Origin of the sequence: Niveispirillum lacus (genome assembly GCF_002251795.1) — a bacterium.
Classification (GTDB): Bacteria; Pseudomonadota; Alphaproteobacteria; order Azospirillales; family Azospirillaceae; genus Niveispirillum; species Niveispirillum lacus.
The window spans coordinates 274,277-297,371 of the sequence record NZ_NOXU01000027.1; the positions used below are offsets into that span (position 1 = coordinate 274,277).

At 61.6% G+C, this 23,095-nt stretch carries 32 protein-coding genes; 8 read left to right on the forward strand and 24 right to left on the reverse strand.

What is annotated here, in order from left to right:
• Nucleotides 1–45: 45 nt before the first annotated feature.
• The 7 genes from CHU95_RS10395 (at nt 46) to CHU95_RS10425 (ending at nt 9,201) form a co-directional block, all read left to right on the forward strand.
• Nucleotides 46–1,062 carry a DNA-directed RNA polymerase subunit alpha gene (locus CHU95_RS10395; RefSeq protein WP_094456256.1) on the forward strand — a complete coding sequence of 339 codons (1,017 nt, stop codon included), beginning with the start codon at nt 46–48 and terminating at the stop codon, nt 1,060–1,062.
• Between the two features lie 298 nt (nt 1,063–1,360).
• Nucleotides 1,361–1,789, forward strand: a complete 429-nt coding sequence (rplQ, locus tag CHU95_RS10400) for a 50S ribosomal protein L17 (protein ID WP_094456257.1) — start codon at nt 1,361–1,363, stop codon at nt 1,787–1,789.
• A gap of 413 nt (nt 1,790–2,202) precedes the next feature.
• Nucleotides 2,203–4,344, forward strand: coding sequence for an elongation factor G (gene fusA / locus CHU95_RS10405; RefSeq protein WP_094456258.1), 2,142 nt, complete (start codon nt 2,203–2,205; stop codon nt 4,342–4,344).
• 91 nt (nt 4,345–4,435) lie between these two features.
• Nucleotides 4,436–5,335, forward strand: coding sequence for a DMT family transporter (locus CHU95_RS10410; protein WP_094456259.1), 900 nt, complete (start codon nt 4,436–4,438; stop codon nt 5,333–5,335).
• A 97-nt stretch (nt 5,336–5,432) separates the two neighbouring features.
• Nucleotides 5,433–5,696: a DUF2312 domain-containing protein gene (locus tag CHU95_RS10415; RefSeq protein WP_054168339.1), complete on the forward strand. Its 264-nt coding sequence runs from the start codon at nt 5,433–5,435 to the stop codon at nt 5,694–5,696.
• Nucleotides 5,697–5,858: 162 nt separating this feature from the next.
• Nucleotides 5,859–7,313: a TrkH family potassium uptake protein gene (locus CHU95_RS10420; RefSeq protein WP_094456260.1), complete on the forward strand. Its 1,455-nt coding sequence runs from the start codon at nt 5,859–5,861 to the stop codon at nt 7,311–7,313.
• Between the two features lie 94 nt (nt 7,314–7,407).
• Entirely contained in the window at nt 7,408–9,201 is a 1,794-nt protein-coding gene (locus CHU95_RS10425; protein WP_094456261.1) for an acyl-CoA dehydrogenase family protein, read from the forward strand.
• A 27-nt stretch (nt 9,202–9,228) separates the two neighbouring features.
• Here CHU95_RS10425 and CHU95_RS10430 read toward each other — a convergent pair whose 3' ends face one another.
• Nucleotides 9,229–9,990, reverse strand: coding sequence for a tetratricopeptide repeat protein (locus CHU95_RS10430; RefSeq protein ID WP_245838116.1), 762 nt, complete (start codon nt 9,988–9,990; stop codon nt 9,229–9,231).
• Between the two features lie 5 nt (nt 9,991–9,995).
• Between CHU95_RS10430 and CHU95_RS10435 the strand changes: the two genes are divergently transcribed.
• The gene (locus CHU95_RS10435; protein ID WP_245838118.1) at nt 9,996–11,024 is read left to right on the forward strand and encodes an aromatic ring-hydroxylating oxygenase subunit alpha; all 1,029 of its coding nucleotides are present in this window, start codon (nt 9,996–9,998) and stop codon (nt 11,022–11,024) included.
• Nucleotides 11,025–11,101: 77 nt separating this feature from the next.
• Here the strand turns inward: CHU95_RS10435 and CHU95_RS10440 are convergent, their stop codons facing one another.
• The 23 genes from CHU95_RS10440 to rpsJ all read right to left on the reverse strand — a co-directional run bounded on the left by CHU95_RS10440 (nt 11,102) and on the right by rpsJ (nt 22,949).
• Nucleotides 11,102–11,746, reverse strand: a complete 645-nt coding sequence (locus CHU95_RS10440) for an adenylate kinase (RefSeq protein WP_094456264.1) — start codon at nt 11,744–11,746, stop codon at nt 11,102–11,104.
• Nucleotides 11,743–13,086 (reverse strand): preprotein translocase subunit SecY, encoded by a 1,344-nt coding sequence (gene secY, locus CHU95_RS10445; RefSeq protein WP_094456265.1) that lies wholly within the window; start codon nt 13,084–13,086, stop codon nt 11,743–11,745. The genes CHU95_RS10440 and secY overlap by 4 nt, the downstream gene beginning before the upstream one ends.
• A 464-nt stretch (nt 13,087–13,550) precedes the next feature.
• Nucleotides 13,551–14,021, reverse strand: coding sequence for a 50S ribosomal protein L15 (gene rplO, locus CHU95_RS10450; protein WP_094456266.1), 471 nt, complete (start codon nt 14,019–14,021; stop codon nt 13,551–13,553).
• 35 nt (nt 14,022–14,056) lie between these two features.
• Nucleotides 14,057–14,248 carry a 50S ribosomal protein L30 gene (rpmD, locus tag CHU95_RS10455; RefSeq protein ID WP_094456267.1) on the reverse strand — a complete coding sequence of 64 codons (192 nt, stop codon included), beginning with the start codon at nt 14,246–14,248 and terminating at the stop codon, nt 14,057–14,059.
• Nucleotides 14,249–14,869 carry a 30S ribosomal protein S5 gene (gene rpsE / locus CHU95_RS10460; protein ID WP_094456268.1) on the reverse strand — a complete coding sequence of 207 codons (621 nt, stop codon included), beginning with the start codon at nt 14,867–14,869 and terminating at the stop codon, nt 14,249–14,251. It lies immediately after the preceding gene.
• A gap of 10 nt (nt 14,870–14,879) precedes the next feature.
• The gene (gene rplR, locus CHU95_RS10465) at nt 14,880–15,242 is read right to left on the reverse strand and encodes a 50S ribosomal protein L18 (protein WP_094456269.1); all 363 of its coding nucleotides are present in this window, start codon (nt 15,240–15,242) and stop codon (nt 14,880–14,882) included.
• An 11-nt stretch (nt 15,243–15,253) separates the two neighbouring features.
• The gene (rplF, locus tag CHU95_RS10470; RefSeq protein WP_094456270.1) at nt 15,254–15,787 is read right to left on the reverse strand and encodes a 50S ribosomal protein L6; all 534 of its coding nucleotides are present in this window, start codon (nt 15,785–15,787) and stop codon (nt 15,254–15,256) included.
• A gap of 13 nt (nt 15,788–15,800) precedes the next feature.
• On the reverse strand, nt 15,801–16,199 hold the full coding sequence (gene rpsH, locus CHU95_RS10475; protein ID WP_094456271.1) for a 30S ribosomal protein S8: 399 nt from the start codon (nt 16,197–16,199) through the stop codon (nt 15,801–15,803).
• 13 nt (nt 16,200–16,212) lie between these two features.
• Nucleotides 16,213–16,518 (reverse strand): 30S ribosomal protein S14, encoded by a 306-nt coding sequence (gene rpsN, locus CHU95_RS10480; protein ID WP_094456272.1) that lies wholly within the window; start codon nt 16,516–16,518, stop codon nt 16,213–16,215.
• Entirely contained in the window at nt 16,511–17,071 is a 561-nt protein-coding gene (rplE, locus tag CHU95_RS10485) for a 50S ribosomal protein L5 (protein WP_094456273.1), read from the reverse strand. The genes rpsN and rplE overlap by 8 nt, the downstream gene beginning before the upstream one ends.
• Before the next feature lie 8 nt (nt 17,072–17,079).
• Entirely contained in the window at nt 17,080–17,400 is a 321-nt protein-coding gene (gene rplX / locus CHU95_RS10490; RefSeq protein WP_211098100.1) for a 50S ribosomal protein L24, read from the reverse strand.
• Nucleotides 17,397–17,765: a 50S ribosomal protein L14 gene (rplN, locus tag CHU95_RS10495; protein WP_094456275.1), complete on the reverse strand. Its 369-nt coding sequence runs from the start codon at nt 17,763–17,765 to the stop codon at nt 17,397–17,399. Before rplN ends, rplX begins: the two co-directional genes overlap by 4 nt.
• Before the next feature lie 18 nt (nt 17,766–17,783).
• Nucleotides 17,784–18,041, reverse strand: a complete 258-nt coding sequence (rpsQ, locus tag CHU95_RS10500; RefSeq protein ID WP_094456276.1) for a 30S ribosomal protein S17 — start codon at nt 18,039–18,041, stop codon at nt 17,784–17,786.
• Nucleotides 18,042–18,054: 13 nt separating this feature from the next.
• Nucleotides 18,055–18,264: a 50S ribosomal protein L29 gene (gene rpmC, locus CHU95_RS10505; protein WP_094456277.1), complete on the reverse strand. Its 210-nt coding sequence runs from the start codon at nt 18,262–18,264 to the stop codon at nt 18,055–18,057.
• Nucleotides 18,261–18,686 (reverse strand): 50S ribosomal protein L16, encoded by a 426-nt coding sequence (gene rplP, locus CHU95_RS10510; protein WP_054168359.1) that lies wholly within the window; start codon nt 18,684–18,686, stop codon nt 18,261–18,263. Before rplP ends, rpmC begins: the two co-directional genes overlap by 4 nt.
• A gap of 42 nt (nt 18,687–18,728) precedes the next feature.
• On the reverse strand, nt 18,729–19,406 hold the full coding sequence (gene rpsC / locus CHU95_RS10515) for a 30S ribosomal protein S3 (protein ID WP_094456278.1): 678 nt from the start codon (nt 19,404–19,406) through the stop codon (nt 18,729–18,731).
• Nucleotides 19,406–19,804, reverse strand: a complete 399-nt coding sequence (gene rplV, locus CHU95_RS10520) for a 50S ribosomal protein L22 (protein ID WP_054168361.1) — start codon at nt 19,802–19,804, stop codon at nt 19,406–19,408. The genes rpsC and rplV overlap by 1 nt, the downstream gene beginning before the upstream one ends.
• A 2-nt stretch (nt 19,805–19,806) precedes the next feature.
• Nucleotides 19,807–20,085 (reverse strand): 30S ribosomal protein S19, encoded by a 279-nt coding sequence (rpsS, locus tag CHU95_RS10525; protein ID WP_054168362.1) that lies wholly within the window; start codon nt 20,083–20,085, stop codon nt 19,807–19,809.
• A 12-nt stretch (nt 20,086–20,097) separates the two neighbouring features.
• The gene (rplB, locus tag CHU95_RS10530; RefSeq protein ID WP_094456279.1) at nt 20,098–20,922 is read right to left on the reverse strand and encodes a 50S ribosomal protein L2; all 825 of its coding nucleotides are present in this window, start codon (nt 20,920–20,922) and stop codon (nt 20,098–20,100) included.
• 10 nt (nt 20,923–20,932) lie between these two features.
• On the reverse strand, nt 20,933–21,250 hold the full coding sequence (locus CHU95_RS10535) for a 50S ribosomal protein L23 (protein WP_094456280.1): 318 nt from the start codon (nt 21,248–21,250) through the stop codon (nt 20,933–20,935).
• On the reverse strand, nt 21,247–21,867 hold the full coding sequence (gene rplD / locus CHU95_RS10540) for a 50S ribosomal protein L4 (protein ID WP_094456281.1): 621 nt from the start codon (nt 21,865–21,867) through the stop codon (nt 21,247–21,249). Before rplD ends, CHU95_RS10535 begins: the two co-directional genes overlap by 4 nt.
• Before the next feature lie 3 nt (nt 21,868–21,870).
• The gene (gene rplC / locus CHU95_RS10545; RefSeq protein ID WP_094456282.1) at nt 21,871–22,575 is read right to left on the reverse strand and encodes a 50S ribosomal protein L3; all 705 of its coding nucleotides are present in this window, start codon (nt 22,573–22,575) and stop codon (nt 21,871–21,873) included.
• A 65-nt stretch (nt 22,576–22,640) separates the two neighbouring features.
• The gene (rpsJ, locus tag CHU95_RS10550) at nt 22,641–22,949 is read right to left on the reverse strand and encodes a 30S ribosomal protein S10 (RefSeq protein ID WP_029013602.1); all 309 of its coding nucleotides are present in this window, start codon (nt 22,947–22,949) and stop codon (nt 22,641–22,643) included.
• Nucleotides 22,950–23,095: the final 146 nt, after the last annotated feature.

Genomic DNA, 23,095 nt, shown 5'->3' on the forward strand with positions numbered 1-23,095 from the left:
CGGTGTCGGGACGTTGTTTTGTCCCCGATGGCATGAGGCACAGCCGTGATCCAGAAAAACTGGCAGACTCTCGAAAAGCCGAACAAGTTGGAAATCACGCCGGGCAACGACCCGAAGCGTGAAGCCATGATCGTTGCAGGCCCGCTGGAGCGTGGTTTCGCTCTGACGCTGGGCAATTCGCTGCGTCGTGTCCTGCTGTCGTCGTTGCAGGGTGCCGCTGTCACGTCGATCCATATTGACGGCGTGCTGCATGAATTCTCGTCGATCCCCGGCGTGCGCGAGGATGTGACGGACATCGTTCTGAACATCAAGGCCATGGCGCTGAAGATGGGTGCCGAAGGCCCCCGCCGCATGCGTCTGCGCGCCGAAGGCCCGTGCAACGTTGTTGCCGGCATGATCGATACCGGCGCCGATATCGAGGTGCTGGACCCCGATCACGTCATCTGCACGCTGGATGCCGGCGCGCGGCTGAACATGGAACTGACCGTTCATTCGGGCAAGGGCTACATCCCCGCCTCTCTGAACCGTCCGGAAGATGCACCGATCGGTCTGATCCCGGTCGACAGCATTTTCTCCCCCGTCCGCAAGGTCGCCTACAAGGTGGAAAACACCCGCGTCGGCCAGACCACGGACTATGACAAGCTGCTGCTGACCGTTGAGACCAATGGTGCTGTCACGCCGGAAGACGCGGTGGCCATCGCCGCCCGCATCCTGCAGGACCAGCTGCAGATGTTCATCAATTTCGAGGAGCCGCAGGCAGCCGTGGCCGAGTCGAAGGCGGACGAAATCCCCTTCAACAAGAACCTGCTGCGCAAGGTGGACGAGCTGGAACTGTCGGTCCGTTCGGCCAACTGCCTCAAGAACGACAACATCGTTTATATCGGCGACCTGGTGCAGAAGACCGAGGCGGAGATGCTCCGTACCCCGAACTTCGGCCGCAAGTCGCTGAACGAGATCAAGGAAGTGCTGGCCCAGATGGGTCTGCATCTCGGCATGGAAATCCCGAACTGGCCGCCCGAGAATATCGAGGACTTGGCCAAGCGTCTGGAAGAGCCGTACTGAGCTTGACCTTGTCGGCGGCGGTCCCTATGGTCCGCCGCCTCAATTTGACAAAGGACAGGCAATGCTTGTCCTTTGTTAAACTCGGCAGCGACTGCTGCCGCGCCGCCCATGCGGCGTAGCCAAGCCGACGGATGTCGGCGCCGGCGACTGAGGCCCGTTGATGGCTTGCCAGCAACGGGAAATGTACAGGTTCGGGCATTCTGCCCACCCCCGCCGTACTGGCCCATCCGGGTACCGGCGCTTGCGGGGATCGCCATCGGTTCCGCCCAGCGGGGCCAGGATATGAAGGAGAGCAACCATGCGTCACGGTGTTTCCGGGCGTAAGTTCAGCCGTACCACTTCTCACCGTCTCGCCATGTTCTCCAACATGGCCAACGCCCTGATCAAGCACGAGCAGATCAAGACGACCCTGCCGAAGGCCAAGGACCTGCGTCCGATCGTCGAAAAGCTGATCACGCTCGGCAAGAAGGGCGGCCTCGCCAACAAGCGTCTGGCCTATGCCGAACTGCGCGACAATGCCGTTGTGGACAAGCTGTTCACCGTCATTGCCGAGCGTTACAAGGACCGCGCCGGTGGCTACACCCGCGTCCTGAAGGCCGGCTTCCGCTATGGCGACAACGCCCCGATGGCCATCATCGAGTTCGTTGACCGCGATACGTCCGCCAAGGGCAAGGACAGCGGCCCGGTGCTGGTGAAGGACGAGGACGGCGAAGAAGCCGCCGCCTGATCCAGACCCGACCGTTAAAGGTTGAGAGAGACCCCGCCGGAAGCAATTCCGGCGGGGTTTTCTTTTCTGACCTGCCAGACGCCACCGTAGGCCGGGAGCGCCGGGCGGCAAGTCCCGTCTGATGATGCTGGTGACTATCCACAATGTCACTCTGCGTCCGCGATACGGGACTGCACCATCGCCCACGCGCTTACCCGTCATGCCATATCCCCCCTTGGCATAAGGCTGCATCCGCGCTACATAGGCCGCCACCGGGGAACCGAGGCGCTTGGCGCTGACGGCACCCCGGTTTTTTTCGTGCGGGATGGGTGCTGCGGTATCGTGGTTCCTCCCGCCTCATCCACGCACTCGACCTCACCACGCCGGGTCGGTTGATCTGTTTTGACACGACGCTGGACGACGGAGCCCTTCTTATGCCCCGCACTACCCCGCTTTCTGATATCCGGAATATCGGCATCATCGCCCACGTCGATGCCGGCAAGACGACCACGACTGAGCGCATCCTGTACTATACCGGGCGCAAGCACACGATCATCGACGTTCATGATACCAAGGATCTGAAGACGTCGACGACGACCGACTATATGGAGCAGGAACAGAAGCGCGGCATCACGATTCAGTCGGCTGCCGTGTCCTGCCACTGGAAGGGCAAGAAGATCAACGTCATCGACACCCCGGGCCACGTGGACTTCACCATTGAGGTGAACCGTAGCTTGCGCGTGCTCGACGGCGCTGTCGTGGTGTTCGACGGTGTGGCCGGTGTGGAGCCGCAGACCGAGACGAACTGGCGCCTCGCGGACAACTACAAGGTTCCGCGCATGTGCTACATCAACAAGATGGACCGCTCGGGCGCCAACTTCCGCCGCACCGTGAAGATGGTTGTTGATCGTCTCGGTTCGCGTCCGGTCTGCCTGCAGATGCCGATCGGCTCGGAAGATGACTTCCATGGCATGATCGACCTCGTCGAGATGAAGGCTTATGTCTGGTTCTCCGAGGAAAAGGACAGCAAGTGGGAGATCTGGGACGTTACGGATGATCTGGCTGACAAGCTGAAGATCACCAACGCCTATGATCGTGAACTGCTGTCGCAGTACAAGCAGTACCGTCAGGATCTGGTGGAAGCCTGCGTGGAGCAGGACGACGCCCTGATGGAAGCCTATCTGGAAGGCAACGAGCCGTCGGCTGACCAGCTGCGCGAGTGCATCCGCAAGGCCACCCTGAACGGCGCCTTCGTGCCGGTATTGTGCGGTTCTTCCTACAAGAACAAGGGTGTGCAGCAGCTGCTCGACGCCGTTGTCTGGTATCTGCCGGCCCCGACCGACGTGGAAGCCATCAAGACGGTGGACCCCGACGGTAACCCGAATGGCGAGCGTCTGTGCTCTGACGACGAGCCGTTCTCCGGTCTGGCGTTCAAGGTGCTGAACGACAAGTACGGTTCGCTGACCTTCGTGCGCGTCTATTCGGGCGTCGTCACCAAGGGCACGACCCTGCTGAACGCCACCCGTGGCAAGCGCGAGCGTATCGGCCGTATCGTGGAAATGTTCGCCAAGGACACCAACGATCTGGAAGAATGCCGCGCTGGTGACATCGTCGCCTTCGTGTCGCTGGCCGAAACGGATACCGGTGATACGCTGTGCGATGCCACGGCCCCCGTGGTGCTGGAGCGCATGCGCTTCCCCGAGCCCGTGATCTCTGTCTCGATCGAGCCGAAGAACCGCGCTGACCAGGACAAGTTCGGCGCCGCCATCGGCAAGATGGTCCGTGCCGATCCCTCGCTGCGTCTGGAAACCGACCGCGAAACCGGTCAGACCCTGCTGCGCGGCATGGGCGAACTGCACTTGGAAGTCACCCTGGACCGTGTCCGTACCGAGTATGGTGTGGAAGGCGTCATGGGTCGTCCGCAGGTGGCCTATCGTGAAACGATCACCCGCCCGGTCACGCACATCTATACCCACAAGAAGCAGACCGGCGGTTCGGGCCAGTTCGCTGAAGTGAAGATCATTTTCGAGCCGCAGGATCGTGGCGTTGGCTATGCCTTCGTCGATCAGGTCGTTGGTGGTACCGTTCCCCGCGAATATATCCCGTCGGTGGACAAGGGCCTGCAGATGCAGAAGGAAGACGGTGTCATCGCCGGCTACCCGACTGTGGACTTCAAGGCCACGCTGGTTGACGGTAAGTACCACGACGTCGACTCGAACGCCCTGACGTTCGAAATCGCCGCCAAGGCCTGCTTCCGCGAAGCCATGAAGATGGCTGGTCCGGTTCTGCTGGAACCGATCATGAAGGTCGAAGTTGTCGTTCCGGAAGATTATCTGGGTGATGTCATCGGCGACGTGAACCGTCGTCGTGGCACGATCCTGGGTCAGTTGGAGCGCGGCAACAACATCGCCGTGGAAGCACATGTGCCGCTGTCCGACATGTTCGGCTATATCGGTCAGCTGCGCGGCATGACCTCTGGCCGTGGTTCGTTCACGATGGAATTCTCGCACTATGACCCGGTGCCGAAGAACGTCGCTGACGAAATCGTGGCCAAGCAGGGCAAGAACAACGGCTGATCACGGTCACGCTGTTATCTGTTCGGTCTGTTAGGTCGACGGCCGCTTCCCTACCCGGGGGGCGGCCGTTTGCCGTTTCGGGATCTGTCACATGAACACGCCGTCACCCCCCACCGGTGGTCTTTCCGCACCCGACTGGGGGCAACTGGCCCCCGCCCTGTTTGTCCTGCTGTGGAGCACGGGGTTCATTGGCGGAAAGCTTGGCCTGCCCCACGCAGAACCGTTGACCTTTCTGCTTTGGCGTATGGCGCTGGTGGCTGTGATGCTCTTGGCCCTGTCCGCGTGGCAGAAGGCGCCATGGCCCACCTCCTGGCGCACCGTCGGGCATATCGCGGTGGCTGGTCTTCTGGTGCATGGCATTTATCTCGGGGGGGTATTTGGCGCCCTGAAGCAGGGCATGCCGGCCGGCAGCGTGGCCCTTATTGTTGGTCTGCAGCCTTTGCTGACGGCGCTGATCGCCGGGCCGCTGCTGGGCGAGCGTATCAAGGGATGGCAATGGCTTGGCTTTGCGTTGGGTCTGGCCGGTGTGACGGCGGTGGTGTGGGAGAAGCTGTCGCTGAACATGGGCGGCCCACTGGGCATTGGCCTATCGGCGGCAGCCCTGCTGGGCATTTCCATCGGCACCCTGTACCAGAAGCGCTTCTGCGCCGACATGGATCTGCGCACCGGCACCACCCTCCAATATGCGGCAACCGGTACCGTGCTGGCCATTGCTGCGCCATTCCTGGAAACCATGCAAATCAACTGGACCGCTGACTTCATCTTTGCGTTGGTCTGGCTTTGCTTGGTCCTGTCGGTAGGGGCGATCTTCCTGTTGTTCGCCCTGATCCGGCAGGGAGCAGCCTCCAGGATCGCCAGTCTGTTCTATCTGGTCCCGCCCGTCACCGCTCTGATGGCCTGGGCTTTGTTCGGGGAAAGACTGGGCCCGCTGGCCCTGGGTGGCATGGCGATGACGGTGGTCGGTGTGGCCCTGGTTCTCCGGCGGGGATAAGGGTCGACAATCCCGACCACCAACCGGCTTGCGTCAGCGCGTCCGGCTGGCTAAGGTCCCGGCACTTTCCACCCTCCTTGCCAAGGTAAGTGACACCATGTCTGACGCCGCAACCTCCAACGATGTCGGCGGAATCGCGGCCGACCGCCTGCGTTCCTTCATTGAGCGCATTGAGCGCCTGGAGGAAGAGAAGAAGGGCATTCAGGACGATATCAAGGACATCTATGCCGAGGCCAAGGGCACCGGCTTTGATACCAAGGTGATGCGCCAGATCATCCGCATCCGCCGGATGGAGAAAGAAGACCGTCAGGAGATGGACGCGCTTCTGGAACTGTATAAGGCTGCTCTGGGGATCGAGTGACCCCAGCCTCTTGAGCACCTTTGAGGACGGCCGGGGCTTTCCCCGGCCGTTGCTGTTCCGGGGCGGCAAAGCGGGCTTGACTGCCATGCCGGCTTCAACAAGGGTGTGTGTCGCGTTCCGCGCCATTAAGGCTGCGGTTTCCTGCCTAACCGCCGGAGTGCCATGCTCTCCCTGGACGTTCGTCCCATTTTCTATGTAATCGGTGCGCTTCTGTCCGTCATCGCCCTGGCGATGGTGGCGCCGATGATTGCCGATCTGGCGGCGGGGCAAGATGACTGGCGCGTCTTTGCGGTGTCTTCCGGCCTGACCCTGTTTTTCGGCGTTCTGCTGATGCTGGTGAACCGGGCTGACCGGATCGCCCTGTCGCTACGGCAGACCTTTATCCTGACCACTTTTGCCTGGATCGTGGTCTGCGCCTTTGCTGCCCTACCCTTTACGTTCGCGGAACAGCGTCTGAGCTATGCCGATGCTTTCTTTGAGGCCATGTCAGGCCTGACAACAACCGGTGCCAGCGCCTATGCCACGGTGCAATCGCTGCCGCCCGGCCTGCTGCTGTGGCGGTCGCTGCTGGTCTGGCTGGGCGGCATTGGCATTGTCGGCATGGGCATCGTGATCCTGCCCTTCCTGCGGGTCGGCGGAATGCAGTTATTCCGCAGCGAATCCTCCGATAAGTCGGACAAGGTGGTGCCGCGTGCGGCCGACATGGCGCTGGGTTTCGGCTGGGTCTATCTGGCACTGACCATTGCCTGCATCATCATGCTGCGGCTGGCCGGCATGCCTATGTTTGATGCCATCAACCATTCAATGACGGCTCTGGGGACGGGCGGCTTTTCCACCAAGGACACGTCAATCGGCTACTTCCAGAATGCCGGGGTGGAATGGACCATCATTCTGTTCATGTTCCTGGGCAGCCTGCCATTCGTCCGGTTTATTTCAATGATGAAGGGGGATGCGAAAGCGCTATGGCATGACAGCCAGGTTCGCCATTACACCGCCTTCACGCTGATTGTTGCAGGATTGCTGGCGCTCTATCTGATCGCCAAAGACCATCTGGCGCCGATGGAAGCGATCCGGCATGCACTGTTCAACTGCGTGTCGTTGATCACGACAACGGGCTTTTCCTCGACCGATTATCTCGCCTGGGGCCACGGTCCCGTAGCCCTGTTTTTTATCCTGACCCTGGTGGGGGGATGCACGGGGTCCACCTCGGGCGGGATCAAAATGTTCCGGTTCGAGATTCTGTGGCTGGCTTTGCGTATGCAGATCAACCGCCTGTTCAGCCCCAACCGGATGATCCCGCTGACCTATAATGGCAAGCTGGTCGATGCCGATGTCATCGTCTCCGTGATGAGCTTCACCTTCCTTTATATCGCGTTGATCATGATGTTTGCGGTGCTTTTGGGCCTGACCGGGCTGGACTATGTGACGGCGATTTCTGCCGCTGCCACAGCCTTGGGCAATGTCGGCCCCGGCCTCAGCCCGATGATCGGTCCGGTCGGCAATTACGAACCCCTGCATGATTTTGCGGTCTGGATCATGTCATTGGCCATGCTGCTGGGCCGGCTGGAACTGTTCACGGTCTTCGTGCTGCTCAGCCCCTCTTTCTGGCGCCGCTGAAGCTGCCTCTCGACAGGCTTCGCCCGACAATTTAAACATCTGTTTGAAGGCCGAGACCACACTGGCCGCAAACAGGTATCGGGAGGATGCGGGCATGAGCCGGATGGACCGTGGCGAGATTGATTTCATCCTGGATGGTCTGCTGGAACTGGACAGCCTGCTGTCGCGCCCCCGTTTCAGCCATCTGGACCGCGACGCCCTGTCCCAGGTCCTGGATACCGCCGCCGGTCTGGCGGATGAGAAGTTCGGGCCGCATTATCACGAGGCCGACAAGAACGAGCCCGACCGGATTGATGGCAAAGTGGTCATGCTGCCCGCCGTCAAGGAGGCCGTGGACGCCTTTGCCGAGGCCGGCTTCCTGGCCGCCCACCATGATGAGGAACTGGGTGGGCTGCAATTGCCCTGGTGTGTGGTGCAGGCGGCCTTCAGCTTCTTCCAGACGGCCAATGTCGCTACCGCTGCCTATCCGTTCCTAACTATCGGGGCGGGCAACCTGATCCGCAGTTTCGGCAGCCAAGCGCAGCAAGCCAAGTTTCTGGCCCCCATGCTGACGGGCCGGTTCTTCGGCACCATGGCCCTGTCCGAACCCCAGGCCGGCAGCAGCCTGGCCGATATCCGCACCAGCGCCGTTCCCAATGCGGATGGGAGCTATAGCATCACCGGCACCAAACAATGGATCAGCGCTGGCGAACATGAGCTGTCGGACAATATCGTCCATATGGTACTGGCCAAGATCAAGGGCGCGCCGGCGGGGGTGAAGGGCATCAGCCTGTTCATCGTGCCACGTTACCGCGTCAATGATGACGGCAGCATCGGCCCCGACAATGACGTGCGGCTGGTCAGCCTGCTGCATAAGATGGGCTATCGCGGTACCACCAGCACCATTCTGTCCTTTGGTGAGCAAGGGCGTTGCCAGGGCTTCCTGGTGGGTCAGGCCCATCACGGCCTTTCCTATATGTTCCAGATGATGAACGAGGCGCGGATTGGTGTCGGGCTGGGGGCAGCGGCACTGGGCTATGCCGGCTACCGCTATTCCGCCGATTATGCCCGCACGCGGCCACAAGGCCGCCCGCTGGAGGCGCGCGACCCTAGCAGCCCCATGGTACCTATCATCGAGCATGCCGATGTCCGTCGCATGCTGTTGCAGCAGAAGGCGGCATCGGAAGGCGCCATCGCACTCTGCCTGCTCTGCGCCCGGCTGGTGGATGAGGAACGTACAGCGACCGATGAAGCCGGTCGCCGCCGCGCCACCTTGTTGCTGGAACTGCTGACCCCCATCGCCAAATCCTGGCCGTCAGAGCATTGCCTGGAGGCCAATAAATGGGCCATCCAGATCCTGGGCGGCTATGGCTATACCCGCGATTATCCAGTGGAACAATATTACCGCGATAACCGCCTGAACCCGATCCATGAGGGGACCTACGGCATCCAGGCCAATGACCTGCTGGGCCGTAAAGTGTTCATGGACAACGGCGCCGCGCTGCAGGTGCTGGGGGCAGAGATCAACGCGACCATCGCCCAGGCCGCCGGGCAACCCGCTCTCGCCCCGCACGCCGCCGCACTGGGCGAGGCCCTGGTCCGGGTCGCCACTGTCACCAGCCATCTGGGGGCTGTGCGGGCGGGTGGCCAGGTAGCCCTTTCGCTGGCCAATGCCACCACCTACCTGGAGATGTTTGGCCACACCGTCATGGCCTGGATCTGGCTGCGCCAGGCGCTGGTGGCCAATAGCTGGCTGGCAGCGGGCAAAGGCGATACCAATCACCTGCACGGCAAGCTGGCCGCCTGCCGCTGGTTCTTCGCCCATGAATTGCCCAAGACCGTTACACAGGCCAGCATCCTCACCAGCCTGGACCGCACGGTTCTGGATGTGGAGACGGCGTGGCTGTGACGCCGGTAATGATGTGGTGGCTGGCGGTCAGCCACCCTTCTTACGCATCAGGGCCTCAAGCTGTTTTACTGTATCGCAAGCCATCTGATTGCCGGCCTTGCATGCATCGGTCATCTTGCTCCAGCCGGCTTGGGGGTCGGCTTTGGTGCCCTGGCCGGTGAAGGTCATGATGCCGACCATCATGCATCCATTGCTGTCCCCGGAATCACACACCGCACCGTAATTCTTGAGGGCAGCAGGAAAATCCGCCGGACCGCCCTCGCCGTTCCTCTGCATCGTCGCCACAACCGCGCAACCCTGGAGTACCCCTAGGTCACAGGTGCGACCCAACAACTCGCGGGTCTTGGCCAGGTCAACGGAGCCGCCCGCACCGCTCTCATACATGGTTGCCAAATTGAAGCAGGCGCGGGGCTCGCTGGCGTCGCAGGCCTTTGCATAGAAAAGCCGCGCCTGCGACTCATCCATTGGGCCACCCGCACCGGCATGCATCATGTTGGCCAGACCGAAGCAGCCCTCCGGAACACCTTCAGCGCAGGATTTTTCGAACCCCTGCCGCATCTGGACCATGTCATCGGCCGATGACGGGATCGCAGAGAACAAACAAAGCGCCAAGACAGCCGAAACGCAGAAATGAAGTCCCCTCATCGCTATCACCACCCAACCCCATTCTTGTATCGATTGAAGGTAATTCAACTCAACAACATCCACAATTGCAGCAAGAGCCCCGCGATGGACGAAGCCCCGGCTCCCGCCTATGGTGCCCGCAAAGTGTTTCAACGCCTGGAGCAAGAACGGTGGATATACCCGCCTTCCTGACCGACATCTGGTACTTCGCCCTGCCGTCTGCGACGCTGAAGCGCGGCCGAATGCAGGCGAAGACCCTGCTGGGTCAGCCTGTCCTGTTCGCGCGGGATAATGACGGTGTGGCCTTCGCCCTGCGCGACATCTGTCCGCACCGGGGCATCCCGCTTTCCTGTGGCCGATTCGACGGGCGGGAGGTGGAGTGCCGCTATCATGGCTGGCGATTCGATGGCGGTGGCGGCTGCACCGCCATCCCCTCTCTGGTGCCCGACCAGGATTTTGATATCAGCCGCATTAAGGTCCGCCGCTACCCGGTCGTGGAGGCGCAGGGTAATCTTTGGATATGGATGGGCAACAGCGCACCGCAGGGCGAGCCGGCGCAGATGCCTGACATGGACGGGCGGGTGCCCAATCTGACAGAGGTCATGCATTTCCCCTGCCCCGTCGATCATGCCGTCATCGGCCTGATGGACCCTGCCCATGGGCCTTTTGTGCATCAAAGCTGGTATTGGCGGTCGTCCCGCTCAATCCATGAGAAGGCAAAGGCCTTTGGTCCCGCCCCCTATGGCTTTGCCATGAAGCGTCACCGCCCTTCTTCCAACTCTGCCGCCTATAAGCTGCTGGGCGGCGCACCGGAGACAGAGATCACCTTCCGGCTTCCTGGCATACGGACCGAACACATCGCCGCCGGGCGGCACCGCATCGTAAACCTGACCACCGTCACGCCACTGGACGCCAACAACACCGAGGTGACCAACAGCTTCTATTGGACGCTGGGCTGGGCCGATCTCGCCAAGCCCATCCTGCGCCGTTTCGTGCGCCGTTTCCTGGGCCAAGACCGTGATGTGGTCGTGATGCAGCAGAAGGGGTTGGTCCATGAACCAACCCTGATGCTGATCAAAGACGCCGACACCCAGGCCCGATGGTATCATCAACTGAAGAACGAGTATCAGCGTGCCCAGGAAGAAGGGCGGGATTTCGTCAATCCCGTGAAGGACACCATCCTGCGCTGGCGTAGCTGAACGATATCCGAATCAGAAAAAGGGCGGTCACCCTACCGGCGGCCGCCCTTTCTTATCCACTCCACCGAAATGATGGATCAGCCGATAATGGCTTCCAACTGACGGGTGACCTCGTCGATCTCCGCCATGCCATCCACCTGCTTCAGCACGCCACGGGTCGCGTAGTAAGGCAGGATAGGGGCCGTGTCGCGCTCATACGCCGCCAAACGCTTGCCAAAGGTTTCGGCATTGTCGTCAGCACGCCGCGTGAACTCGGTCGAACCACAATTGTCGCAGGTGCCGGCGACTGCTGTCGGCTTGAACGTATCGTGGTAGCCGGTGCCGCATTTGGCGCAGGTGAAACGACCGGTGACGCGGGTGACCAGGGCCGGCCCGTCCACCTTCATTTCGATCACATGGTCGAGCTTCAGACCCTTGTCAGCCAGCATGCTATCCAAGGCGGCAGCCTGGGGCACGGTACGCGGAAAACCATCCAGGATGAAGCCTTTGGCACAGTCCGGCTGGTCGATCCGTTCGGAGATCATGGCGATCATGACCTCATCCGGCACCAATTGCCCGGCCTTCATGATGGCATCGGCGCGCTGGCCCAGTTCCGACCCGCTGCGCACGGCGGCGCGCAGCATGTCGCCCGTCGAAAGCTGTACGGTGCCGTACTTCTTCTCCAGGCGCTGGGACTGTGTCCCCTTACCGGCGCCCGGCGGACCCAACAGAATCAGGTTCATCCACGTCTCCCACGCAGCTTGGCCTTTTTGATCAGCCCTTCATACTGATGCGCCAGCAGGTGGGAATGGATCTGGGCCACGGTATCCATGGTCACAGTGACCATGATCAGCAGGCTGGTACCACCGAAATAGAAAGCGGCCCCATATTCCGCCATCATGATTTCCGGCAGCAAGCAGACCACCGTGATGTAGGCGGCCCCCACCACCGTCAAACGGGTCAGCACAAAGTCCAGATAATCGGCCGTGTTCTTGCCGGGCCGGATGCCCGGAATGAACCCGCCATACTTCTTCAGGTTCTCGGCCGTCTCGGTCGGGTTGAAGACGATGGCGGTATAGAAGAAACAGAAGAAAACGATCAGCGCCGTATACAGCACCATATAAAGCGGTGTTCCATGCGCCAGATATTGCGTGATCGTCGCCAGCCAGTCCGGCCCGCCGGCCGATGAAAAGCCCACTGCGGTCAATGGCAGCAACAGCAGCGACGACGCGAAAATGGGCGGGATGACACCAGCAGTGTTGAGCTTCAGCGGCAGATGCGAGGCCTCGCCCCCATACATCTTGTTGCCCATCTGGCGCTTGGGATACTGCACGATCAGGCGGCGCTGCGCGCGTTCAAAGAACACGATGGCCATGATCACAATCATCGCCAGCAGGAGCAGGCCCAAGATGAACCAGGTGCTCATGGCACCCGTACGGCCCAATTCCAGGATCTGCGCGAACGCGCCCGGCAATGCCGCCACAATCCCGGCGAAGATGATCAGCGAAATGCCGTTGCCGACGCCGCGGGCGGTGATCTGTTCGCCCAGCCACATCAGGAACATTGTGCCACCGACCATGGTGATGACGGTCGACAGGCGGAAATACCAGCCTGGATCAATCACCACACCCGCGCCACCTTGGTTCATGCCTTCCAACCCCAGCGCCAGACCGTAGGACTGAACCAGAGCAAGAGCGACCGTCAGGTAACGGGTATACTGGTTGAGGCGTTTGCGGCCCGACTCGCCCTCTTTCTTCAAGGCCTCCAGCGACGGCGACACGGCGGTCATCAACTGAATAATAATCGAGGCCGAGATGTAGGGCATGATGTTGAGCGCAAAGATCGACATGCGCTCCACGGCACCACCGGCGAACATGTTGAACATGCCCAGGATGCCGCCCGACTGATCGGCGAAGAAACTGGCAAAGGCCCCGCTGTCGATACCAGGAAGGGGAATGTAGGTCCCCAGGCGGTAGACGATCAACGCCCCCAAGGTAAACCAAATACGCTTTTTCAGTTCGGTTGCCTTAGAGAAGGCACCGAAATTGATGTTCGCGGCAAGCTGTTCAGCGGCGGATGCCATAAAAGGCCTCTTGGCAAGTCACTGGTGCGGCCCAAACAGAGGGCCAGCCACTCTCACGCGTATCAACAGGACAGAGGGCCATGTGGTCAACATGAAAAACGCCCACGCCGCGATGCCATGTGCATCTGACAGATGTCCGTTCCATCACCAGAGGCTCAAGTCCGGTCCATCAGCCGCTAATCATCCCTTGCAACAGGGGTAAAGCCAACAGACGGCGCGGTCAATGCCACCAATGTCGGGGCTGCGGCATCTTGTGCCAATCTGACAAGGCAACGGCGCGGTCGTAACGTCCGGCGCTGGCGCGGTCCGGCGCAGCGCCCCCGCCCACCCCGACGGTGAGCCTCACCACCTCGCAGCCCCGGCACCAGCGACGTCACCGACAAGAACAACCGGCCCAAAAGCAACAAGGCCCCGGATTACTCCGGAGCCTTGCCACACATTACCAACCGGGTTGGTGAAACCGATCAGGCCTCAACGGCCGGCAGGTTCACCTTGCCACCAGCAGCCTCGACCGCAGCGACTGCACCGGCGGAAGCGCCAGCAACGTCGAAGGTCACGGCGGCCTTGATGGCGCCCTTGTTCAGCAGACGCACGCCGTCGGCGGAGACACGCACCAGGCCGGCCTTCACCAGCGCCTCGGCATTCACCGTCTCGGCAGCGTTCAGACGACCGTCTTCGATGGCCTTCTGCACAGCACCCACGTTCACCACGGAATAATCCTTGGCAAACGGGACGTTGGAGAAACCACGCTTCGGCAGACGGCGATGCAGAGGCATCTGGCCACCTTCGAAGCCCTTGATCGAGACGCCCGTACGGGACTTCTGACCCTTGACACCACGGCCACCGGTCTTGCCCTTACCGGACCCGATGCCGCGGCCGATGCGCATGCGAAGCTTGCGTGCGCCCGGGTTTTCACTGATTTCGTTGAGCTTCATGGTCTTGATCCTTCAGGCCGTATCGGGGAAACCTCTTACGAGGCCTCCTCGACGCGCACGAGGTGCCGAACCTTGTTGATCATCCCACGGACAGCCGGGGTATCTTCCAGCTCGCGGGTACGGTTCAGCTTGTTGAGACCCAGACCGATCAGGGTCGCACGCTGGTCGCTCTGGCGGCCAATCGGGCTTCCCGTCTGGGTCACGATGACGGTGTTCTTGTCAGCCATTTACGCGGCCTCCTTCTCACCATCGCGCTTGCCGAGAATGTCGGAAACGCGACGACCACGACGGGCAGCCACCGAACGCGGGCTGACGCACTGCGCCAGGGCGTCGAAGGTTGCCTTGATCATGTTGTGCGGGTTGGACGTACCGACCGACTTGGTCACCACGTCCGCCACGCCCAGGGCTTCGAAGATGGCGCGCATCGGACCACCGGCGATGATGCCGGTACCCGGAGGAGCGGCACGCAACACGACCTTGCCGGCACCGAAGTGACCGAACACATCATGATGCAGCGTCCGACCCTCGCGCAGCGGCACGCGGATCATGGAGCGCTTGGCCTGCTCAGTGGCCTTGCGGATGGCTTCCGGCACTTCGCGGGCCTTGCCCGAACCCACGCCGACGCGGCCCTTCGCGTCACCGACAACGACAATGGCGGCAAAGCCAAAACGACGGCCACCCTTGACGACCTTGGCGACGCGGTTGATCCCGACGAGCTTCTCGACGAGATCGTCACCTTCGCGTTCCTCACGACGATCGCGGTTTTCACCACGCTCGCGGCGCTCACCGCGATCGCGGTTCCGCCGCTCACCTTCGCCGCCGGCCGCGCTGTTCTCATTACGAGCCATGCTAACCCCCTTAGAACTGCAGGCCGGCTTCGCGGGCGGCGTCGGCCAAAGCCTTCACACGCCCGTGATACAGGTACTGACCACGATCGAAGTAAACCGAGCTGACACCCTGTGCCGCAGCGCGTTCGGCAATCAGCTTGCCGACGGCCTTGGCCGCCTCGATGTCGGCACCGGTCTTCAGGGCTTCCCGCATGTCCTTTTCCAGGGACGACGCAGAGACCAGCGTACGGCCGGCCTCGTCGTCGATGATCTGGGCATAGATATGCTGGCTCGACCGGAAGACCGAGAGACGAGCGCGACCGCTGCCGACCTTGCGGAGCCGGGCGCGCACCCGCGCCTTGCGGCGCGCGTTGAGATCCTGTTGCTTGCTCATCGTCGTCCGCCTTACTTCTTCTTGCCTTCTTTGCGGATGATCGTCTCGTTATCGTACTTCACACCCTTGCCCTTGTAGGGCTCTGGCGGACGATAGGAGCGGATCTCCGCAGCGATCTGACCAACTTGCTGCTTGTCAGCACCGCTGATCGAGATGGACGTCGGCTTGTCGCACTTCATCGTGATCCCCGCAGGAATGGGGTAACGAATGTCGTGAGAGAAACCCAGGTTCAGCACCAGCTCCGAACCAGCGACAGCGGCCTTGTAGCCGACGCCGGTGATTTCGAGATTGCGGGTGAAACCCTTGTCCACACCGGTCACCAGATTGGCAACGTTGGTACGGGCGGTGGCCCAGTTCTGGCGAGCGCGGACCGTTTCGGTCCGCGGCGCGACGGTGATCTTACCGTCTTCCAGCTTGGCTTCGATTTCGTCGATCAAGTTCAAGCTGAGCTGACCCAGCTTGCCCTTGGCGGTGACAGTCTGACCGGTGACCTGGACGGTAACGCCGGCCGGCACCGGCACCGGATGCTTTCCGATACGGGACATGTGGCCGTGCTCCTTAGAACACCTTGCAGAGGACTTCGCCGCCAACATTGGCAGCGCGGGCCTCCGCGTCGGACATGACGCCGCGAGGCGTCGACAGGATCGAAATACCCAGGCCATTATAGACCCGCGGCAGATCGGCGATCTTCGAATAGATGCGACGACCCGGCTTGGAAACGCGATGCACTTCCTTGATGACCGGTTCGCCTTCGAAGTACTTCAGTTCGATGCGCAGCGACTGCACACCGGGACGGTCCTCTTCCACGGCGTAACCGCGGATGTAACCTTCACGCTTCAGGACTTCCAGCACATTGGTGCGGAGCTTCGACGCGGGGCTCGTCACGACCGACATACGGGCTTTCTGACCGTTACGAATACGGGTCAGCATATCGCCCAGGGGATCGCTCAGGCTCATTACCCGACCCTCCTTACCAGCTGGACTTGGTCATGCCCGGGATCTGGCCATTGCTGGCGAGATCACGCAGGGCGACACGGCACAAGCGGAACTTGCGGTAGAAGGCGCGCGGACGCCCCGTCAGCTCGCAACGGTTCCGGATGCGGGTACGGCTGCCATTACGGGGCAGCTGGGCCAGCTTCAGGACGGCCGTGAAACGCTCCTCATCAGAGAGTTCACGGTTCTTCGCGGTCGCCTTCAGGGCGGCGCGCTTTTCCCGGTGCTTCGCCGCCAGTTCGGTGCGGCGCTTGTTCTTCTCGATCGAGCTCTTCTTAGCCATTGGTCCCCGCCTCCCCGGCGAACGGCATGTCGAAACCCTTCAGGAGCGCCTTGGCTTCCTTGTCGGTCTTGGCCGTCGTGACGAAGATGATGTCCATGCCCCGAATGTCATCGACCTTGTCATAGTCGATTTCGGGGAAAATGAGCTGCTCTTTCAGACCCAGGGCATAGTTCCCGCGGCCATCGAAAGCATTGCCGTTGATGCCGCGGAAGTCGCGGACGCGCGGCAGCGCGATGGTGACCAAACGGTCCAGGAACTCATACATACGGTCACGACGGAGCGTCACCTTGCAGCCGATCGGCATGCCTTCACGCAGCTTGAACTGCGCGATGGACTTGCGGGCCTTGGTGATCACGGGCTTCTGGCCGGTGATGGCAGCCAGCTCAGCAGCCGCCTGGTTCACCTTCTTGCCGTCGCTGGCGGCTTCGCCAACGCCCATGTTGATCACGATCTTTTCGAGACGCGGCACCTGCATGTCGTTGGCGTAGTTAAACTCCGCCTTCAACTTTGCACGGATGGTCGCGTCGTAGCGTTCTTTCATACGAGCAGCCATGGCGCGCCTCACTGATCGATCACTTCGCCGGAATCCTTGGCGAAGCGGACCTTGCGGCCATCTTCCAGGATCCGGAAGCCGACGCGGGTCGGCTTGTTGGTCTTCGGGTCGAGATAGGCAACGTTGGACAGGTCCATCGCCGCTTCGATCTCAACGATGCCGCCCTGCTGCATCGGGGTCTGACGCTGGTGCTTCTTGACCAGGTTGACACCACGCACCTTGACGCGGCCTTCGGACGGCAGAACCTCGATCACTTCGCCGGTCTTGCCCTTGTCCTTGCCAGTGATGACAGCGACCTTGTCGCCCTTGCGGATCTTCGCAGCCATCAGAGCACCTCCGGCGCCAGCGAAATGATCTTCATGAACTTCTTGCCGCGCAGCTCACGGGTCACGGGCCCGAAAATGCGCGTACCGATCGGCTCACCCTGCTTGTTGATCAGCACGGCAGCGTTACGGTCGAAGCGGATGACGGAACCGTCCTCACGGCGCAGTTCCTTGGCGGTGCGAACGATGACCGCGCGCTGCACGTCACCCTTCTTCACACGGCCGCGCGGAATGGCCTCCTTCACCGACACGACGATGATATCGCCGATGGCGGCGAAGCGACGACCAGCGCCGCCCAGCACCTTGATGCACTGCACCCGGCGCGCGCCGCTATTATCCGCGACTTCCAGGTTGGTTTGCATCTGAATCATGGAATATCTTCCTTATCTTCAGGCGTTCGGATTGCCGTCTGCGGCCGGGGCCACAACGACGGTCCACCGCTTGGACTTGGAGATCGGACGGCATTCTTCGATCTGGACGCTATCGCCGATCTTGAACGCGTTCGCCTCGTCATGGGCGGCGTACTTCTTGGACTGCTTGATGAACTTCTTGTACACAGGATGCATCACGCGGCGCTCGACAAGCACGGTGACAGTCTTGTCACCCTTGTCGGAAACCACAGTGCCCTGCAGGACGCGACGGGGCATTAGTGACCCCTCCTTAGGACGCGGACGCAGCAGACACGGTCTGCTGGCCCAGGATGGTCTTGATGCGGGCGATATCGCGACGCACCACACGAACCCGCGCCGTGTTCTCCAGCTGGCCGGAAGCCTTCTGGAAACGCAGGTTGAACTGCTCCTTCTTGAGCTGGAGGAGCTGATCGTTCAGCTCATCCACGCTCTTGCCGCGAAGGTCAGTAGCCTTCGTCATGCCTCACCCCCTTCACCCAGACGGGTGACCATACGGACCTTGATCGGCAGCTTCGCAGCGGCCAGTTCGAAGGCGCGGGTGGCCAGCTCAGCCGGCACACCATCGACTTCAAACATGATACGGCCCGGCGCAACGCGCGCGGCCCAGAATTCGGGCGAACCCTTACCGGAGCCCATGCGCACTTCCGCCGGCTTCGAGGACACGGGCAGATCCGGGAAAATCCGGATCCAGACGCGACCCTGACGCTTCAGGTGGCGGGTGATGGCACGGCGTGCCGACTCGATCTGACGGGCCGTGATACGCATCGGCTCGACAGCTTTCAAGCCGAAAGCGCCAAAGTTAAGAGTGGTACCGCCCTTCGACGCGCCGTGGATACGGCCCTTGTGCGCCTTGCGGTACTTGGTACGCTTCGGACTCAGCATGGCATGTAGCCTTCTCTAGATCCCTTGCCAGTATCCGGATGATCAGCGGGCAGCCGTCTGTTCCGCGGCGCGCTTGTCCTGCGCCATCGGATCATGGGCCAGCACTTCACCCTTGAACACCCACACCTTGACACCGCAGGTGCCGTAGGTGGTCTTTGCGGTGCCAACACCATAATCGATGTCAGCGCGCAGGGTGTGCAGCGGCACGCGGCCTTCGCGGTACCACTCGATACGTGCGATTTCCGCGCCGCCCAGACGGCCGGAGCAGTTGATACGGATGCCCTGGGCGCCCAGACGCATCGCCGACTGCACTGCGCGCTTCATGGCGCGACGGAACGCCACGCGACGCTCCAGCTGGCTGGCGATGTTCTCGGCGATCAGGCGGGCGTCCAGCTCCGGCTTGCGGATCTCGACGATGTTCAGGTTCACCTCGGAACCCGCCATCTTGCTGAGCTCGGAGCGCAGCTTTTCGATGTCCGCACCCTTCTTGCCGATCACCACACCCGGACGGGCCGTGTGGATGGTGACGCGGGCCTTCTTGGCCGGACGCTCGATGATGACGCGGCTGACACCAGCTGCCTGCAGACGGGTCTGCAGGTAACCGCGCAGCTTCAGATCCTGATGGAGCAGCTTGGCATAGTCACGACCAGCGTACCAGCGGCTGTCCCACGTCCGGTTGATACCGACGCGCAGGCCGATCGGATTAACTTTCTGACCCATTATTCAGCGGCCCCCTCGGCCTTGTCCTCAGCGCGCTCACGCACGATCACGGTCAGGTTGCTGAACAGCTTCTCGACACGGGCGCCACGACCGCGAGCGCGGGCATGGAAACGCTTCATGACCAGAGCTTTGCCGACCGTCGCGTGGGACACGAACAGGCGGTCAACGTCCAGCTGGTGGTTGTTCTCGGCGTTCGCGATGGCGGACTGGAGGACCTTCTTCACTTCGCCAGCGATGCGACGCTTGGAAAATGTCAGAAGGGCGACAGCTTCACCAGCGGACTTTCCACGGATCAGCTGTGCAACCAGGTTCAGCTTCTGCGGGCTCGTGCGGATCATTCCGCCGAACGCCTTGGCCTCAGTCTCGCTGAGGCGCCGTTCTGCAGCCGGCTTTCCCATGATTACTTCCTCTTCGCCTTCTTGTCGGCCGCATGGCCGTAGAACGTACGGGTCGGCGAGAACTCACCGAACTTGTGACCGATCATATTTTCGGTCACCAGCACCGGCACGAACTTCTGGCCATTGTAGACGCCGAAGGTCAGACCAACGAAATGCGGCAGGATCGTGGAACGACGCGACCAGATCTTGATGATCTCGTTGCGGCCCGACGCACGCGCCTTGTCTGCCTTCTTCAACAGGTAGCCGTCAACGAACGGCCCCTTCCAAACGGAACGAGTCACGGCAGCACTCCCTTACTTAGCGCGGCGGCGGATAATCAGCTTATCCGTGCCCTTGTTCTGACGCGTCTTCTTGCCCTTGGTCGGCTTGCCCCACGGCGTGACCGGGTGACGGCCACCGGAGGTGCGGCCTTCACCACCACCATGCGGGTGATCGATCGGGTTCATGGCGACGCCGCGAACGGACGGACGCTTGCCCAGCCAACGGTTACGGCCAGCCTTGGCGATGACCACGTTGGACTGATCCGGATTGGACACAGCCCCGATGGTGGCCATGCACTCGCCACGGACCATGCGCAGCTCGCCCGAGGGGAGCTTGAGCTGGGCATAGCCCTGGTCACGACCAACCAGCTGCAGGTACGTGCCGGCAGACCGGGCCAACTGACCACCCTTGCCGGCCTTCAATTCCACATTGTGGACGATGGTACCGACGGGGATGTTCTTCAGCGGCATGGCATTGCCGGGCTTCACGTCAACCTTCTCACCGGAGACGACAACGTCGCCGGCCTTCAGGCGCTGCGGAGCCAGAATGTAGGAAAGGGTGCCGTCCGTGTACTTCACCAGAGCGATGAAGCCGGTACGGTTCGGGTCATATTCCAGGCGCTCAACCGTCGCCGGCATATCGAACTTCGTACGCTTGAAGTCGATGATGCGGTAGGTGCGCTTGTGACCGCCACCCATACGACGAGCGGTGATGCGACCCGTGTTGTTGCGACCGCCAGAGCCCGTCAGGCCCTCGGTCAGCATCTTCACGGGCTTGCCCTTATGCAACTCCGAACGGTCCACCAGAACGAGCTGGCGGAGGCTCGGCGTAATCGGACGGAAAGTCTTCAAAGCCATAGCTCTACCCTCACACGCCGGTGGTCACGTCGATGGAGCTGCCCTCGGCGAGGGTAACCACGGCCTTCTTGTAGTCCGACCGGCGACCGATCGTCCCACGGAAGCGCTTGGTCTTCCCCTTGACCACGGAGGTATTCACCGCCGTGACCTTCACCTTGAACAGGCCTTCAACCGCGGCCTTGATCTCGGGCTTCGTTGCATCCATACGCACCTTGAAGGTGACCTGGTTGTGCTCGGAACCCATGGTGGCCTTCTCGGTGATCACGGGCGCGACGACAACGTCGTACATGCGCTCGGCCGAGATGGTGGTCTTCTTGCTCGTGCTCATTTCAGGCGAGCCTCCAGCTGCTCGACAGCGTTGCGCGTGAGGACGAGAACGTCCCGGCGCAGGATGTCGTACACGTTGGCGCCCTGTTCCGGCAGCACGTCGATGTGCGGGATGTTACCGGCGGCACGGGCGAAGTTGACGTCGACATTGGCGCCGTCGATGATCAGAGCCGACTTCAGACCCAGGGCCTGCAGCTGACCGAACAGCACCTTGGTCTTGTGGCTGTCGGCCTTGGCGGACTCCAGCACAACCAACTTGCCTTCGGCGGCCTTGACCGACAGGGCGGTCTTGAGGGCCAGCTTACGAACCTTCTTGGTCAGGTCATGTTCGTGGGAACGAACGACCGGCCCGAAAATCCGGGCGCCGCCGCGGAACTGCGGCGAACGCAGGCTGCCGGCGCGAGCGCGACCGGTGCCCTTCTGGCGCCACGGCTTCTTGGTGGTGCCGGAGATCTCGGAGATCCCCTTGGCCTTGTGCGTACCGGCGCGGCGCTTGGCCAACTGCCACAGCACCATGCGAGCCAGGATATCCTGACGGGCCGGCAGGCCGAACACGGCTTCCGACAGCTCAATCTCGCCGACGGTTTCGTTGTTCAGATTCTTGATGGACGTCTTCATTTATCAGCCCTCCGCCGCGACAGCTTCAGCAGCCGGAGCACGGAAGGCGCCGGGGAACGGCACGCCCTCGGGCAGCTTCTTCTTGACGGCGTCCTTGACGAGGACAAAAGCGCCCTCATGGCCGGGGACAGCGCCCTTAACCAGGATCAGACCGCGCTCGGCGTCGACCGACACGACCTTCAGGTTCTGGACGGTGACGGTATCGACACCCAGATGACCGGGCATCTTCTTGTTCTTGAAGGTCTTACCGGGATCCTGACGGCCACCGGTCGAACCGATGGAGCGGTGCGACACGGACACGCCGTGGGTCGCACGCAGACCGCCGAAATTCCAGCGCTTCATACCGCCGGCAAAACCCTTACCCAGGGAAGTGCCCTGCACGTCCACGAACTGGCCGGCAACAAAATGATCCGCGGTCAGCTCAGCGCCGACCTCGATCAGGTTGGCGGGGGCCACGCGGAACTCGACGAGCTTCTTCTTCGGCTCGACCTTGGCCTTGGCGAACACCTCACGCTGGGCCTTGGCGACATTCTTCACCTTGGCCTTGACGGCGCCGAGCTGGAGGGCTGTATAGCCGTCCTTCTCTTCCGTCTTGTGGGCGACGACCTGGACCTGGTCCAGCTTCAGCACAGTCACCGGCACGCTCTCACCCTCGTCGGTGAAGACGCGGGTCATGCCGACCTTCTGCGCGATCAATCCGGATCGCATCTGTTTTTCTCCATAACTCGGGACATCCTCAGATCGGGAGAGGTCCCGTACTCGACCAAACTTGATTACAGCTTGATTTCGACGTCGACGCCGGCGGCCAGGTCGAGCTTCATCAGCGCATCAACCGTCTGGGGCGTCGGGTCGACGATGTCCAGCAGACGCTTGTGGGTGCGAATCTCAAACTGCTCGCGCGACTTCTTATCGATGTGCGGGCTGCGGTTTACCGTGAACTTTTCCAACTGCGTGGGCAGCGGAATCGGACCGCGGACGCGCGCACCGGTCCGCTTCGCGGTGTTGACGATCTCGCTGGTGCTCTGGTCGAGCACGCGATGATCAAACGCCTTAAGGCGGATCCGGATATTCTGATTGTCCATGTCCTAGACCCCAAAAAGAGCAGGGTTTATACCCAAAGAGCGGGCCGGCCCCAAGTACTTTCGGGCCGGCCCCACCACATTGCTGTGATGCGTCGAAGCGATAGGCTTACTTGACGATCTTCGACACAACGCCGGCGCCGACGGTG

Bases quoted from the DNA above. Each gene is read 5' to 3' on its own strand.
- rplQ (WP_094456257.1), top strand. From the start codon at position 1,361: ATGCGTCACGGTGTTTCCGGGCGTAAGTTCAGCCGTACCACTTCTCAC.
- fusA (WP_094456258.1), top strand. From the start codon at position 2,203: ATGCCCCGCACTACCCCGCTTTCTGATATCCGGAATATCGGCATCATC.
- CHU95_RS10410 (WP_094456259.1), top strand. From the start codon at position 4,436: ATGAACACGCCGTCACCCCCCACCGGTGGTCTTTCCGCACCCGACTGG.
- CHU95_RS10415 (WP_054168339.1), top strand. From the start codon at position 5,433: ATGTCTGACGCCGCAACCTCCAACGATGTCGGCGGAATCGCGGCCGAC.
- CHU95_RS10420 (WP_094456260.1), top strand. From the start codon at position 5,859: ATGCTCTCCCTGGACGTTCGTCCCATTTTCTATGTAATCGGTGCGCTT.
- CHU95_RS10425 (WP_094456261.1), top strand. From the start codon at position 7,408: ATGAGCCGGATGGACCGTGGCGAGATTGATTTCATCCTGGATGGTCTG.
- CHU95_RS10440 (WP_094456264.1), bottom strand. From the start codon at position 11,746: ATGAACCTGATTCTGTTGGGTCCGCCGGGCGCCGGTAAGGGGACACAG.
- secY (WP_094456265.1), bottom strand. From the start codon at position 13,086: ATGGCATCCGCCGCTGAACAGCTTGCCGCGAACATCAATTTCGGTGCC.
- rplO (WP_094456266.1), bottom strand. From the start codon at position 14,021: ATGAAGCTCAACGAAATCAGTGAAAACCCGGGCGCACGCAAGCTTCGC.
- rpmD (WP_094456267.1), bottom strand. From the start codon at position 14,248: ATGGCTGACAAGAACACCGTCATCGTGACCCAGACGGGAAGCCCGATT.
- rpsE (WP_094456268.1), bottom strand. From the start codon at position 14,869: ATGGCTCGTAATGAGAACAGCGCGGCCGGCGGCGAAGGTGAGCGGCGG.
- rplR (WP_094456269.1), bottom strand. From the start codon at position 15,242: ATGAGCAAGCAACAGGATCTCAACGCGCGCCGCAAGGCGCGGGTGCGC.
- rplF (WP_094456270.1), bottom strand. From the start codon at position 15,787: ATGTCCCGTATCGGAAAGCATCCGGTGCCGGTGCCGGCCGGCGTTACC.
- rpsH (WP_094456271.1), bottom strand. From the start codon at position 16,199: ATGAGCCTGAGCGATCCCCTGGGCGATATGCTGACCCGTATTCGTAAC.
- rpsN (WP_094456272.1), bottom strand. From the start codon at position 16,518: ATGGCTAAGAAGAGCTCGATCGAGAAGAACAAGCGCCGCACCGAACTG.
- rplE (WP_094456273.1), bottom strand. From the start codon at position 17,071: ATGGCTGCTCGTATGAAAGAACGCTACGACGCGACCATCCGTGCAAAG.
- rplN (WP_094456275.1), bottom strand. From the start codon at position 17,765: ATGATTCAGATGCAAACCAACCTGGAAGTCGCGGATAATAGCGGCGCG.
- rpsQ (WP_094456276.1), bottom strand. From the start codon at position 18,041: ATGCCCCGTCGCGTCCTGCAGGGCACTGTGGTTTCCGACAAGGGTGAC.
- rpmC (WP_094456277.1), bottom strand. From the start codon at position 18,264: ATGACGAAGGCTACTGACCTTCGCGGCAAGAGCGTGGATGAGCTGAAC.
- rplP (WP_054168359.1), bottom strand. From the start codon at position 18,686: ATGCTGAGTCCGAAGCGTACCAAGTACCGCAAGGCGCACAAGGGCCGT.
- rpsC (WP_094456278.1), bottom strand. From the start codon at position 19,406: ATGGGTCAGAAAGTTAATCCGATCGGCCTGCGCGTCGGTATCAACCGG.
- rplV (WP_054168361.1), bottom strand. From the start codon at position 19,804: ATGGGAAAGCCGGCTGCAGAACGGCGCCTCAGCGAGACTGAGGCCAAG.
- rplB (WP_094456279.1), bottom strand. From the start codon at position 20,922: ATGGCTTTGAAGACTTTCCGTCCGATTACGCCGAGCCTCCGCCAGCTC.
- CHU95_RS10535 (WP_094456280.1), bottom strand. From the start codon at position 21,250: ATGAGCACGAGCAAGAAGACCACCATCTCGGCCGAGCGCATGTACGAC.
- rplD (WP_094456281.1), bottom strand. From the start codon at position 21,867: ATGAAGACGTCCATCAAGAATCTGAACAACGAAACCGTCGGCGAGATT.
- rplC (WP_094456282.1), bottom strand. From the start codon at position 22,575: ATGCGATCCGGATTGATCGCGCAGAAGGTCGGCATGACCCGCGTCTTC.
- rpsJ (WP_029013602.1), bottom strand. From the start codon at position 22,949: ATGGACAATCAGAATATCCGGATCCGCCTTAAGGCGTTTGATCATCGC.